This is a genomic window from Vibrio sp. VP6, from assembly GCF_028823755.1.
GTDB classification, from domain to species: Bacteria; Pseudomonadota; Gammaproteobacteria; order Enterobacterales; family Vibrionaceae; genus Vibrio; species Vibrio parahaemolyticus.
The window spans coordinates 51,475-64,778 of record NZ_JAPEID010000017.1; the positions used below are offsets into that span (position 1 = coordinate 51,475).

Annotated in this window: 15 protein-coding genes; 3 read left to right on the top strand and 12 right to left on the bottom strand. The window is 47.1% G+C overall.

What is annotated here, in order from left to right; all coding sequences use genetic code 11:
* Positions 1 to 12: 12 nt before the first annotated feature.
* Entirely contained in the window at positions 13 to 1,278 is a 1,266-nt protein-coding gene (locus tag OU793_RS12630) for an NRAMP family divalent metal transporter (protein WP_140103007.1), read from the bottom strand.
* A 327-nt stretch (positions 1,279 to 1,605) separates the two neighbouring features.
* On the opposite strand from OU793_RS12630, the gene rluA reads away from it, so the two are divergent.
* Positions 1,606 to 2,358, top strand: a complete 753-nt coding sequence (gene rluA, locus OU793_RS12635; RefSeq protein ID WP_005461846.1) for a bifunctional tRNA pseudouridine(32) synthase/23S rRNA pseudouridine(746) synthase RluA — start codon at positions 1,606 to 1,608, stop codon at positions 2,356 to 2,358.
* 34 nt (positions 2,359 to 2,392) lie between these two features.
* On the top strand, positions 2,393 to 3,355 hold the full coding sequence (locus OU793_RS12640; protein WP_005478829.1) for a D-2-hydroxyacid dehydrogenase: 963 nt from the start codon (positions 2,393 to 2,395) through the stop codon (positions 3,353 to 3,355).
* Positions 3,356 to 3,427: 72 nt separating this feature from the next.
* Here OU793_RS12640 and yjgA read toward each other — a convergent pair whose 3' ends face one another.
* Positions 3,428 to 3,955 (bottom strand): ribosome biogenesis factor YjgA, encoded by a 528-nt coding sequence (gene yjgA, locus OU793_RS12645; RefSeq protein ID WP_005457057.1) that lies wholly within the window; start codon positions 3,953 to 3,955, stop codon positions 3,428 to 3,430.
* Positions 3,956 to 4,065: 110 nt separating this feature from the next.
* On the opposite strand from yjgA, the gene pmbA reads away from it, so the two are divergent.
* Positions 4,066 to 5,409 (top strand): metalloprotease PmbA, encoded by a 1,344-nt coding sequence (pmbA, locus tag OU793_RS12650; protein WP_005459755.1) that lies wholly within the window; start codon positions 4,066 to 4,068, stop codon positions 5,407 to 5,409.
* A gap of 76 nt (positions 5,410 to 5,485) precedes the next feature.
* Here pmbA and mgtE read toward each other — a convergent pair whose 3' ends face one another.
* From mgtE to kdsD, 10 genes are all read right to left on the bottom strand, one after another.
* Entirely contained in the window at positions 5,486 to 6,841 is a 1,356-nt protein-coding gene (gene mgtE / locus OU793_RS12655) for a magnesium transporter (RefSeq protein ID WP_005468659.1), read from the bottom strand.
* Between the two features lie 219 nt (positions 6,842 to 7,060).
* Positions 7,061 to 7,318 carry an HPr family phosphocarrier protein gene (locus tag OU793_RS12660; RefSeq protein WP_274647782.1) on the bottom strand — a complete coding sequence of 86 codons (258 nt, stop codon included), beginning with the start codon at positions 7,316 to 7,318 and terminating at the stop codon, positions 7,061 to 7,063.
* 2 nt (positions 7,319 to 7,320) lie between these two features.
* Positions 7,321 to 8,184: an RNase adapter RapZ gene (rapZ, locus tag OU793_RS12665; RefSeq protein ID WP_005468663.1), complete on the bottom strand. Its 864-nt coding sequence runs from the start codon at positions 8,182 to 8,184 to the stop codon at positions 7,321 to 7,323.
* Between the two features lie 14 nt (positions 8,185 to 8,198).
* Positions 8,199 to 8,645 carry a PTS IIA-like nitrogen regulatory protein PtsN gene (gene ptsN / locus OU793_RS12670; protein ID WP_005467453.1) on the bottom strand — a complete coding sequence of 149 codons (447 nt, stop codon included), beginning with the start codon at positions 8,643 to 8,645 and terminating at the stop codon, positions 8,199 to 8,201.
* Between the two features lie 2 nt (positions 8,646 to 8,647).
* Positions 8,648 to 8,935: a ribosome hibernation promoting factor gene (gene hpf, locus OU793_RS12675; protein WP_005467451.1), complete on the bottom strand. Its 288-nt coding sequence runs from the start codon at positions 8,933 to 8,935 to the stop codon at positions 8,648 to 8,650.
* A 24-nt stretch (positions 8,936 to 8,959) separates the two neighbouring features.
* Positions 8,960 to 10,426, bottom strand: a complete 1,467-nt coding sequence (locus tag OU793_RS12680) for an RNA polymerase factor sigma-54 (protein ID WP_005484866.1) — start codon at positions 10,424 to 10,426, stop codon at positions 8,960 to 8,962.
* 50 nt (positions 10,427 to 10,476) lie between these two features.
* The gene (gene lptB / locus OU793_RS12685) at positions 10,477 to 11,202 is read right to left on the bottom strand and encodes an LPS export ABC transporter ATP-binding protein (protein ID WP_005467801.1); all 726 of its coding nucleotides are present in this window, start codon (positions 11,200 to 11,202) and stop codon (positions 10,477 to 10,479) included.
* 1 nt (position 11,203) lies between these two features.
* Entirely contained in the window at positions 11,204 to 11,698 is a 495-nt protein-coding gene (lptA, locus tag OU793_RS12690; protein WP_005467803.1) for a lipopolysaccharide transport periplasmic protein LptA, read from the bottom strand.
* Entirely contained in the window at positions 11,679 to 12,242 is a 564-nt protein-coding gene (gene lptC, locus OU793_RS12695) for an LPS export ABC transporter periplasmic protein LptC (protein ID WP_005467805.1), read from the bottom strand. Before lptC ends, lptA begins: the two co-directional genes overlap by 20 nt.
* 90 nt (positions 12,243 to 12,332) lie before the next feature.
* Positions 12,333 to 13,304 (bottom strand): arabinose-5-phosphate isomerase KdsD, encoded by a 972-nt coding sequence (kdsD, locus tag OU793_RS12700; protein WP_005484881.1) that lies wholly within the window; start codon positions 13,302 to 13,304, stop codon positions 12,333 to 12,335.

Sequence of the window (13,304 nt, forward strand, 5' to 3'; positions counted from 1 at the left end):
TTTGCCTGCGGATTACATCAACCACTTCCACCAAATAAACAAAGCTAAGAAGCCAAACAAGTAAATCAGCCCAGCAATCGATAGCCATTTCAGTTTGCGTCCCACCGCCAGCGGTTCCGGTAAGTCCGTTTTGCTCACTAAGATGTAGTTCAGCAGCGCGAAGAATGGTGTCGTCATAAACGCCAGAACCATCGCGAAGTCGAGCATAGGTAGCAGTGCCGATGCCCAGAATACGACAATACCCAGCGCCAGCAATGATATCGCCAACATAATCGCCGACGTTGCTTTTGGATCAGTTTCCGCTTGAGAGCGTAACAGGCGTTGTGAGTCGGCAATTACGCGCGAGTAACCGTCAATAACGGTAATTGTGCTGCCGAAAATACAGAAGAAAGCGATCACTGCGATTAAGTAACGTGACCATTCACCGATGGTCGAAGCGTACAAGCCAACTAACTGATGCGAGAAGCCTACCCCGGAGCTCTTCAGTTCAATTCCAGCACCGTGCAGCATTAACGCACCGAGCGAAACAAACACTAGCGCCAAAACGGCTGTACCGATGTAGCCAACGTTGAAGTCAAACAGAGCAGAGCGAGGTGTTACTTCTTGCTGACTCGACTGGCGCTTTAGCCACGCTGAGGTTAAACACGAAATCTCAATTGGTGCTGGCATCCACCCCATCGTAACCACGATGAAACCAATTGCCGCAATTGACCAAGGGGAAGGCGATTCAAAGTTCGCGACGGGTTCCACTGGGTTACCAAACGCAATTGCAACTGCAAGCAGCGTTGCAATGGTGAGCACGGACATGATCACTTTCGAAAGTGTGTCGAGTGCTTTGTAATGGCCGGCGAATAAAATGATCAAACACGTGACCAAAACGATGATGCTCAACGATGCCATCGACAGTGAAAACGGAATGAAGTAACCCAGCAAGCTCGCACTAAACATCAACAATGCTGCGGTGTTGATCACCGCCGACACCACACTTAAGAACAGAAACAGCCAAAGGTAAGGGCGACCCAGTCTCGCGTAGCCTTCGACTAACGTAAGCCCAGTGCCCATCGTGTATTGCACGCCAGCTCGGAAAAATGGGTATTTAAACAGGTTTACGAGCAGGATGAGTGCGGCAAGTTGCCAGCCATAGATGGCGCCCGCTTTGGTTGAGGCTACAAGGTGAGAGCCACCCACCGCCGCAGAAGCCATTAGGATGCCTGGGCCAAGTGAGCGGAAAAATAGCGATATTCTGGATTGGGGTTGATCTGGTACGGCGGATTCCATTTCTTATTGTCCTTTGATGTTGTGTATAGCGGCATAACCTTCCCCGCGAGAACGGTTCGCGGGAATCCAAACGGCGTGAAACCTTATTTAATGTTATGGGGTGCTTTTCCGAACGGAATAAAGTTATTTGGGTAACCACTCTATAAATATCACTCCCGCAGTACTTGTCAAACTATATTTACAAATCAATTTTTATTTTATTTTTCGAATTTATTGACTTGATTAACCCTGTTGGTTTTGGTGTTTTCATTGGTCGCGAAATTAAAATGCGTTTTGGCTGAGCCCTCGTTATAATCGCGGCGTTTTTATTTTCTAGAGATCCCACCCATGGCAATGCTTGAGTACAACCCACCGACAGATCCTTGGATCGACATCGTTTTTGAGGACGACCATATCTTGGCTGTGAATAAGCCGTCTGGTTTGTTGTCAGTTCCGGGACGTCTTGCAGAACACCATGACAGCATGTGGAGTCGTTTACAGGAGGAGTACCCAGATATCCAAGTCGTGCATCGCTTAGATATGTCGACGTCGGGATTGATGGTACTGGCTAAAAACAAGCGAGCAGAAAGTGCGTTGAAAAAGCAGTTCCAGTTCCGCTTAACGCATAAAATTTACTACGCACGCGTTTGGGGTCATGTCGAGCAGGAAGAGGGAGAAATCGATCTGCCATTGATCTGTGACTGGCCAAACCGTCCGCTGCAAAAAGTGTGTTTTGAAGATGGTAAGCCATCAAAAACTCTCTTCCAAGTCGCGAAGCGAGAAGAACATGAAGACGGCACAAAGACGACCATCGTACGTTTACTGCCTATTACTGGCCGATCACATCAATTGCGTGTGCACATGCAAGCGTTGGGTCACCCTATTGTTGGTGACGAGTTCTACGCGACCGAAGAAGCCAAAGCTTTCTCTGAGCGTTTGGAACTGCACGCTTCTGAACTGAGCTTCTACCATCCGAAAAGTCACTGGCTCCGCAGTATTTTTGTTCCGTGTGACTTTTACCCGGAAGCCGAAGAGATGATCTTTGACTATTTCGATCCAGAGCGTAAATTACCTGATTACAAAACACTGCCACGCCCATAAATAGATTTCATTAGGCAGTGAACAAGGAGCCGTTATGTCACTGCCTAAAGTGGTCTTTCTCGACCGCGCCACCATTCCCAATCACATTCAAGTCCCGCGCCCTGAGTTTCCTCATCATTGGATGGAGTATGCACTGACACCGCCTGAGTTCGTGGTTGAACGCTTGGCTGATGCCGATATCGTCATCAGCAATAAAGTGGTGCTGGATCAATCGGTACTTTCGCAGCTGCCTCAGCTCAAGATGATTGCCGTTGCGGCGACAGGGTTTAACAATGTCGACGTGAACTATTGTGCTGAACATGGCATTGCAGTCGCGAACGTACGTGGTTATGCCACTCGATCTGTGCCAGAGCATGTGATAGCGATGTTGTTTGCTTTGCGTCGCAACCTGTTTGGGTACCATCAAGACATTGCGGCTGGCGAATGGCAGCGAAATAAGCAGTTCTGCTTTTTTACTCATTCCATCGGGGATGTTGGCGGCAGTACACTAGGTGTCGTCGGTAGTGGTGCATTGGGACAAGCCACGGCGAATCTGGCTCAAGCGCTAGGAATGACTGTTTTATTTGCGGAGCGTAAAGGAGCGGCAGAATGTCGACCAGGTTATGTGCCATTTGAGGAAGTGTTGAAACACTCTGACGCGTTGACTTTGCACTGTCCGCTTAACGAGCATACGCAGAATTTGATTGGCAAAGCCGAGTTACAGCAAATGAAACCAAACGCGATTCTAATCAACACCGGTCGAGGCGGTTTGGTTGATGAGCAAGCGTTGGTGGATGCTCTAAAACAGGGGGAGATCGCAGCAGCAGGTTTTGATGTATTTACTCAGGAGCCTGCCGATGAGAGCAACCCTCTGATCGCTAATATTCACTTACCGAATTTGCTGTTAACGCCTCATGTTGCGTGGGGAAGTGATTCGTCGATTCAACGCTTGGCCGACATCCTGATTGAGAACATTAACGCGTTTCAGCGCGGAGACCTCCTCAACCGCCTCGCTTAATGGGCATTGATTATCCGCATTAAAAAAGCAGACCTAGTGGTCTGCTTTGTCTTTATGGTTTACGAAGGAAGATTAGATTTCTTCTTCGTTTAACGCTTTCAGGATTTGGAAAATTTCACGGTAAGATTTTGCTGGTTTACCGGCTTTCTTCTCTTTCGCTGCTTGGCGTGCAAGTTGGCGTAGACGCTGACGATCCGCTTCTGGGTATAACTCCATTACGTCATCAATGGCTTTGTCGCCTTCTTCCACAACGCGATCACGCAGCATTTCCAGTTTATGCAGCGCTGCTGTTGCTTGTGAGTGTTTGTTGCGTACTTTGTCCAATGCCGCTTGGATTGGTTCTGGGTCTTCATAACGCATCAATTTACCGATACGTTGTAGCTGACGACGACGCGCTTCGTTCTTAAAGCGCTGTGCATCGGCAATTGCTTCTCGCAGGTCTTCGCTCAATGGAAACTTTTCGAGAACTGCTGGCTTTAGGCCGACAAGCTCTTCGCCAAGCTTTTGCAGCTCTTCCATGTCTCGCTTCATCTCGGATTTACTTACCCAGATGATCTCTTCTTCTGGTTCCCATGGCGCTTTTTGATTCTTACGTGCCATTTCAGTTGCCTGTGTTTTGATTAATATTATGACTATTTTAACAAGAATCGTGGGGAGAAAGCGAAATTCTTGTTATTCTATTGCGTATTGACTACAAGATGTGAAAGACAATGGATATTAAACAGCAGGTTGCTGAGCAACGTACCGAGCTAGAGCAAGCCGTGGCACGAGCATTGGAGCTCGCGTCGGCGAAGTCGGATGCAGCAGAAGTCGCAATTACTAAAAGCACAGGTTTGAGTGTTTCCACTCGAATGGGTGATGTAGAAAATGTCGAGTTCAACAGTGATGGTGCGCTTGGCATTACCGTTTACCGAGGCCAACGTAAGGGCAGCGCTTCCACATCTGATTTGAGTGAAGCGGCGATTGAACAGACAGTGAATGCCGCGCTTGATATCGCTCATTACACATCTGAAGATCCATTTGCAGGCCCAGCGCCGAAAGAATTTATGGTGAAAGAGGTGCCAGATCTTGACCTTTTCCACCCAGACTCTCCAGATCCAGACTACGCAGCACAAGTGGCGATTGCCGCTGAGAAAGAAGCGCTAAGCTACAGCGATGCAATCAAGCAAAGTGACGGTGCAAGCTACGATAGCCACTACGGCGTCAAAGTGTACGGAAACAGCCATGGTTTGTTAGCAAGCTACGCGTCTAGTCGCCACAGCACAAGCTGCTGCGTTATTGGCGTAGGCAAAAATGGCGAAATGGAACGTGACTACAGCTATACCGTTGCCCGCCATCGCGATGATTTGTGGACGCCAGAAACCGTCGGCCGCAAAGCGGCGGAAAATACTGTAAGCCGACTGGATGCTCAACGATTGAAAACGGGCCAATACCCAATTATGTTTGCGGCAGATGTGGCAACTGGCTTGATTGGTCACCTAGTGATGGCGATCAGCGGTGGCAACCTGTACCGCAAATCTTCTTTCTTACTGGATCACTTGGGTAAACAAGTCTTGCCTGAATGGTTCAATATTTCAGAGCGTCCGCATGTATTGCGCGGTTTGGCTTCCAGCCCATTCGATAGTGAAGGCGTTTATACGCAAGATCGTGAAATCATTACCGATGGTGTGTTGGCGACCTATCTACTAACCAGTTATGCCGCTCGCAAGATGAAGATGGATCCAACCGGTCACGCTGGTGGTATTCACAACTGGTACGTGAAGTCGACAGGCCAAAACTTTGAGCAAATGCTGAAGGAATTAGGCACAGGCCTTTTGGTAACAGAAGTGATGGGCCAAGGTGTGAACGTGGTAACGGGTGATTACTCTCGCGGTGCGGCAGGCTTCTGGGTTGAGAACGGTGAAATCCAATACCCAGTCTCTGAAATTACCATCGCCGGTAATCTAAAAGACATGTTCACGAAGATAGTAGCAGTTGGTAGTGATATTGAAACACGCTCACAAATCCAAACCGGTTCTATCTTGCTCGACACAATGAAAGTCGCAGGTGAATAACCGTTACTAGCGCGTAAATACCAAAAAGCCTGATGTGTTCATCAGGCTTTTTTAATGCTCATCGTTGGCTACTGGCTTAGATCAGCAAAGTTGCGAGACCGAGGAAAACAGACAAGCCAATCACATCAGTGACAGTCGTCAGTGCCATACCGCCAGCAAGGGCAGGATCGATATTCATCTTCTTCAGAAGGACAGGGATGGTTACCCCTGCAACCCCGGCGACGAACAGGTTGGTCAACATGGCGGCAGAGATGATACCTCCGAGCATCCAGTTACCTTTCCAAACCACAACGATACCACCGATGATCAACGCCCACATGATGCCGTTAAGCAAACCGATCGCGGCTTCTTTCATCAACAGTTCACGTTTGTTCGAATCACCGATATGACCTAAAGCAAGGCCACGAATAACCAGTGCAACGGTTTGATTACCTGCAACACCACCCATGGATGGCACTATGGTCATCAAGACCGCAATTGCCGCCATTTGGTCCAGAGTGGCTTCAAACATGTTGGAAACCGAAGCAGCAGCTAATGCAGCTAGGACATTGGCTCCGAGCCAAACACTTCGTTTACGCGCGGATTTGAAGACGGGAGCGAAGGTATCTTCGTCATCATCCATACCCGCCATACTCATCATTGAGTGTTCGGCGTCTTCACGAATAACGTCAACCACGTCATCGATGGTGATACGACCGACAAGGTGCTGGTTTTCATCCACTACGGGTGCTGACACCCAATTACGACGTTCAAACAGGCTAGCAACGTCTGAGTCACTGGTGTCAACGGTAATCGCATCGTCAGCATCTTCCATGACGTCGATAATTTTTACGTCGGGTTGGGTCGTAATAAGTGTCGTGATTGGGAGTTCGCCAATCAGTTTGCTTTCGTCATCAATCACGTAGAGTGCATCGGTGGCTTCAGGCAGCTCGCCCTTCATACGCAGATAACGCAGGACTACGTCGACATCAACGTCACCACGAATCGTGATAACGTCCGTGTTCATCAACCCACCAGCGGTGTCTTCAGGATAAGACAGTGCCGTCTCGACGCGAGCACGATCTGCTGAATCCATTTGGGAGAGAACTTCACGGGAAAGATCATCTGGCAAACTACGTAGGACGTATGCTACGTCATCGGTATCCATGCCTTCCGTCGCCTCTGCAAGGTCTTCGGGAGCCATTTTTGATACAAGACTGTCTTTAACGTCTTCGTTTAGTTCGTCAAGAATTTCACCGTAATCTTCGGGGTCGGTAAGTTGCCAAAGAACTTCACGGCTTTTACGTGGGGATGCTTCTAAAAGGTGAGCAATATCCTCAGGTTCCATGTCCTGAAGTTGACGACGAACATGGACGAAGCGGCCGTTTTCCAGCGCTTCTGTGACTTCTTGGAGGGCTTGGTGAGCTTGGTCGAATTCTATTTGCTCTGCCATTCGTTCCTCCCAATTCCTGATATTTACAATGCTTTGAATAATAACTTAATTCTAGGCACCTTTTAATAACAACTTGTGAAACAGGACAAAATTATTTGCTGAGTGACCAGAGCAGTCGCAAAGATTTGGGAGAGATATCGCTGTACTTTTTAGCTAGGAAAGGGGATTGCGCTCTATTCAGTTTGGAGGCTAGAGATTGGAACTACAAAAGCGAGTAAATTACTCGCCTTCGTCAAACTTGTCTTCAATCAGGTGACATACAGCGTCGAGTGCCAACTCTGCTTGATCGCCTGTGGCATGAATCGTTACGTATTGTCCTTGAGCCGATTCCAACATCAACAGCCCCATCACGCTGTCTGCGGTGGCGGTTATGGTTACTACAGCATCAAAGCTTTGCGCAAGTTCTACCAACTTAACTGCGGCGCGCGCGTGTAACCCAAGACGATTTTGAATCAATACTTTACGACTTAACTCCACTGCTACTCCTTAGCATTTTTCTCGAGCGAGGTGTGACGAATCTGAACTTGATGCCCTTTATCCGCAAAGTACTCGCCAATCTGTTGGGTTAAATACACTGAGCGGTGTTTGCCGCCAGTACAGCCAATGGCTACGGTGAGATAGCTACGATTATTTTTTTCGAGCAAAGGTAGCCAAGTTTCAATAAAACTTTCTATCTGGTACTTTAGGCTCAATACCGACTGGTGCTGTTCCAAAAACGCAGCGATAGGTGCATCTAAACCCGTCAGTGGGCGCAGTGCTGGTTCCCAGTGTGGGTTCGGTAGGAATCGCACATCAAATACGTAATCTGCATCAGACGGAAGGCCGTATTTAAAGCCGAATGATTCAAACACCATCACCAAGCCTTTGCGATCACGTCCTTCTACTCGCATGCGAACTGTTTCACTCAGTTCATGCAAAGACTGACCGCTACTGTTGAGGATTAAATCCGCATGCGCTTTTAGTGGTGTCAGGATCTCTTTTTCTCTTTCGATAGCTTGATCGAGCGATAGCGACTGACCGCCTAATGATAGCGGGTGGATGCGACGAGTTTCGCTGTAGCGTTTGAGCAAGGTTTCCTTATTGGCGTCTAAGAAAAGTACGGTTACATCGAGTTCAGTTTTTAGCTGCTCTAACGTGCCAGTCAGTTCTTTGAGCTTTTTTGGGATGTTGCGGATATCAATGCTCACCGCAACATTTTGCTTGCTGTCAGCGATGGAATGTACAAACGCATCCAATAGGTTTACTGGTAGGTTGTCGACACAGTAGTACCCTAAGTCCTCTAGCACGCGCAACGCAATACTTTTGCCTGCACCAGAGTGCCCGCTAACAACAATTAATCGCATGGTGATCGTCCTGCTTATTGGTGAATCATGATGTCGTAGAGTTCTTCATCACTCTGAGCATTGCGTAGCAATTTCAGTACTTGCTTGTCGCTCAGACGTTCTGCCATAGAGGATAGAGTCTTGAGGTGCTCTTTGCACTGTTCTTCTGGTACAAGGAGTGCAAACAAAAGGTCGACAGGTCGATTGTCAATCGCATCAAATTCAATTGCTTCATCGCATTGCAGAAGTACCGCAATGGCTTTGTCGCTAGATTGCATTCGTGCATGTGGGATTGCAATACCGTTTCCGATACCAGTACTGCCCATTTTCTCTCTGTTGAGCATGCACTCAAACAGCTCGGTAGAATCTTGGCCCGTGTGTTCAGCGACGATTTGGCTGATCATTTCGAGGGCGCGTTTTTTACTCGTACAGTGGACTGCACTTTTCGTGCAGTCCAATGACAGTATTTCGCTCAGTTGCATGATTAATGACTGTTTAATTTTTCTTTGTGCTTATTAAGTTGGCGAACCAATTTATCTACCAGCGAATCGATCGCGGCATACATATTCTCGTCATCGGCTGATGCGTGGATTTCGCCATGATTTACGTGGAGTGTAGCTTCCGCGATTTGGTTAATTTTTTCAACTTTTAGTACAACTTGTACTTGATTGATATGGTCGAAGAACCTTTCGAGCTTCTGAAACTTAGATTGAACATAGTCTTGCATTGAATCGGTAAGATCAACGTGATGGCCTTGAATATTGATTTGCATAGACTTTCCTTTTCAGTTAGTGCCTTAAAGTAGGCGTTTACGCTGACTTGAAGGGGCAATACCCAAGGATTCGCGATATTTAGCTATCGTACGTCTTGCGACCTGAATCCCTTGGTCAGCCAGAAGAGCAGCAATCTTACTGTCACTAAGTGGTTTAGCAGTATTCTCTGCCGCGACCAGTTTCTTAATGAGTGCGCGGATTGCTGTTGACGAACATTCTCCGCCATTGTCTGTACTGACGTGGCTGGAGAAGAAGTACTTCAATTCAAAAATGCCACGTGGCGTATGCATGAACTTTTGTGTCGTAACACGAGATATTGTGGATTCATGCATGTCCACCGCCAAGGCTACATCATTGAGTACCATTGGCTTCATGGCTTCTTCACCATACTCGAAGAAATCTTGTTGATGTTCAACAATACATCTTGCAACTTTGAGTAGCGTCTCGTTTCTGCTCTCTAAGCTCTTAATTAACCATTTTGCCTCTTGCAAATTGCTGCGAATGTACTGGCTATCCGCACTGTTGCCTTTGCCTAATTGAGCGTATTGTTGGTTAACTTTTAACTTTGGAATGCTGTCAGGGTTGATGGAAACGGTCCATTTCCCATGATCTTTAAATACCGATACGTCCGGAATGACGTATTCTGTGTCGTCTGGGGTAATGCGGCTGCCCGGACGAGGATCTAACTGTTGGATCAGTTTTAATACTTCGCGTAGATCCGCTTCTTTTAGCTTAGTTTCTTTGATGACCAGTTTGTAATCGCGATTACCAAGGTGATCGATGTGATCGGCAAGAATCATTTTGGCTTCTGCAAGCCAAGGCGTGTCTTCTGGGAAGGTTGCAAGTTGCAGGAGTAAGCATTCTTGCAGGTTCCGCGATGCCACACCAAGCGGGTCAAACTGTTGGATGCGTTTGCGCACGGCTTCGACCTCATCCAACTCAATATCTTCGTTGTCGAAGCTTTCGTGAATCTCTTCAGGAGATAGGGTCAGATAGCCGTAATCGTCAATCGCATCAATGATGGCAATGGCAATCGTACGGTCGGTTTCACTGAAAGGCGTTAAGTCGAGTTGCCACATTAAGTAATCGTGCAGCGATTCTGTGGTTTCGCCTTGGTAGACCGGCATATCATCGTCTAACGCTAAACCGGTACTGCCCGTATTTGCGCTGTAGACATCATCCCAAGTTGTGTCGATTTCAAGCTCTGAGCTGATTTCGGACTTTTCGATGACGTCAGAACTATCAGGAACTTCGATTTCTGTTGGCTCGTTGGCACTGTTGTCAGCAGTTTCGAGTGCTGATTTGTCTTCACCATTTGCTTGAGGTTCTTCGTGGCCTTCTTCAACTTCCAATAGCGGGTTTGAGTCCAGTGCTTCTTGGATTTCTTGTTGAAGATCGAGAGTCGACAACTGCAGCAAGCGAATCGCTTGTTGCAACTGTGGCGTCATGGCTAACTGTTGACCTAGCTTGAGTTGTAATGAAGGTTTCATTCAGTGTTACTTACCTTGTAATGCTCAGAATCTTACCGTTCCTAATGTAATCATAGACGGAATTGTTCGCCGAGATAAACTTGTTTCACCTGTTCATTGTTCAGAACTTCTTCCGGAGTTCCCGATGCAATGAGGTGCCCTTGGCTTACGATATAGGCTTTTTCACATACGTCCAGTGTTTCACGTACGTTATGGTCTGTGATTAATACACCAAGGCCACGATCGCGTAGGTGCTCGATGATTTTCTTGATGTCATTAACCGAAATAGGGTCGACACCTGCGAAAGGTTCATCCAACAAAATGAATTGTGGGTTTGCCGCAAGAGCTCGAGCGATTTCGACTCGGCGACGTTCACCACCCGATAGTGCCATACCCGCACTGGTTCTTATGTGCTGTATGTGGAATTCTTCCAACAAATCTTCCAGCTTGTCCTGACGCTCTTCGCGGGTCATTTCTTGGCGAGTTTCCAATACGGCCATGATGTTATCTTCCACGGACAGTTTGCGGAAAATCGACGCTTCCTGCGGTAGATAGCCAATACCCATGCGAGAGCGGCTGTGCATTGGCAAAATACTGATGTCTTTGTCGTCAATGGTGATGGTGCCTTCATCACGAGGCACCAGACCAACAATCATGTAAAACGAGGTGGTTTTACCGGCACCGTTAGGACCAAGTAAGCCCACAATCTGACCAGACTCTACTTCTAAGCTAACATCGGTGACGACTTTGCGCTTTTTGTAGCTCTTTGCGAGATTTTTTGCACTCAGTACCGCCATATTAGTTCTCTATCTGATTTGGTTGCAAAATCGTGGTTACACGCTCGTTTTTAGAGCTGTCAGCTACCAACTTCTGTTGACCGATTTGGTAACGAATCGATGAGCCTTTGATGGTGTTACCATCTTGAGCGAGCTGCGCTTGGCCTTTCATGGTCAGTTCGTCAGTCGAGATGCGGTAATCGAGCTCGGTTGCTTGACCACTTAACGTTTTACCATCGTCCATCAGCTGCGAAAATGTCGCAGGCTTACCAAATGCTTGAATTTGTTTGATTGCTTCCGTTTTTGGATCGCGAGTGACAACAATTCTATCTGCATCGATATTGATGCTGCCTTGCTTAAGCGAGACATCACCTTTAAAAATGACCTGGTTACTCTTCATGTCCACCTGTTGGGTGTCAGAGTTAATGTAAACCGGCTGTTGAGTATCCGACTTAAGTGCAAACGCTTGAGGCGCTGCTAATACTAGTGCCAGTAGACTAAGGTGTAACGGTTTCATATCGACCTTGAACTTCATTCGTTAGAGTCGCGGTGTGCTGTTTTAAGTTTCCTTGCATCGCGCCTCCAGTAGTTTCAAATTGCGGTCCAACCAACATTACTTGTTGATCGGCTTTAAAATCACGATTGGTTAGATTGATGACCAACTTATCGGTCGCCATCGTATCGAAACTGGCGCCCGGTAATAGGTTTTGCATTAAGACTTTGTCGTACAAAGTCAGCACTTGGTCTTCATCTAAAACAGCTCTTGTAGCTGTTACCTTCCACTCGACGACGCTACCTTCTCGGTAAACCATCAAGGTAGGGCTGTTAAAAATCGTTTCTCCACTCTTAGCATAGTAATCTAAGTTGTTGGAGCGGATGATGTAACTACGTACACCATCTTCACCATAGGTGATGTTTTCTAAACCAGTTCCACTGAACAATGGCAGTTCGGTGTCTGGGGCTACTTGAATTGCATCGTTACCTTTTGGTGTGAGTAGGTAATAACCACACCATGCGACGACGAACACCAAGAGCAAATAAATAAGGCGAGTAAAACTCATATATTAAAGGCCTTTTGTTTAGCTCAGTACTTCCCTGACTATTGCCTTAATCTGTGTAATCAATCGTTTGAATGTTTCGTGTTGCCGATATTACATCACACCAGCTTTTAGTAAATCATGCATATTTAATGCGCCAACGATTTTATCTTCTTTGCATAGGATAAGTGCGTTGATGTTTTTGTTCTGCATTAAGTTCAATCCTTCCACTGCTAACATTTCTGGATGTGCCGTGGTTGGATTTTTCGTCATGACTTCGCCAATAGCCGTGGTATGAATATCAATGCGCTTATCCAAAGTGCGGCGTAAGTCACCATCGGTGAATATACCAAGCATAGCATCGTGCTCGTCCACGATTGCTGTCATTCCCAAACCTTTCTCTGAAATCTCCAAAAGCGCATCGCGAATCAACGCATCTGGAGACACTTTCGGTAATGCATTTCCGAAGTGCATAATATCAGACAGCTTAAGTAGCAATTTTCTTCCTAAAGCACCACCAGGATGTGAGAGAGCGAAGTCTTCTGCTGAGAATCCACGCGCTTGAAGTAGGGCAACTGCTAGCGCATCGCCCATTACTAAAGTTGCTGTGGTACTGCTGGTTGGTGCAAGACCAAGTGGACAAGCTTCTTGAGGGACAGTGATTTGCAAGTGCAAGTCAGCCAGTTTTGCCATGTTGGATTCTGGCTTGCCCGTCATGCTAATGATTTTAATGTTTAAACGCTTTAGAACAGGGAAGAGAGACAAGATTTCATGGGACTCGCCAGAGTTAGAAATAGCGATAACAATGTCACCCGCGCTGATCATACCCAAGTCACCATGCGCTGCTTCACCCGGGTGAACGAAAAACGCTGATGTACCTGTGCTGGCAAGCGTTGCTGCAATCTTGTTGCCAATGTGGCCTGATTTGCCCATACCCATCACGACAACTTTGCCGCTATTGGAAAGGATCAATTCGCAAGCTTGTTCAAACTGCTCATCAAAGTATTTGTCTAGCTCTTGCAGAGCCGCGACTTCGATATCAAGAACTTGTTTAGCTGCAGCGCGAAAATCAAATGGATTGGACAT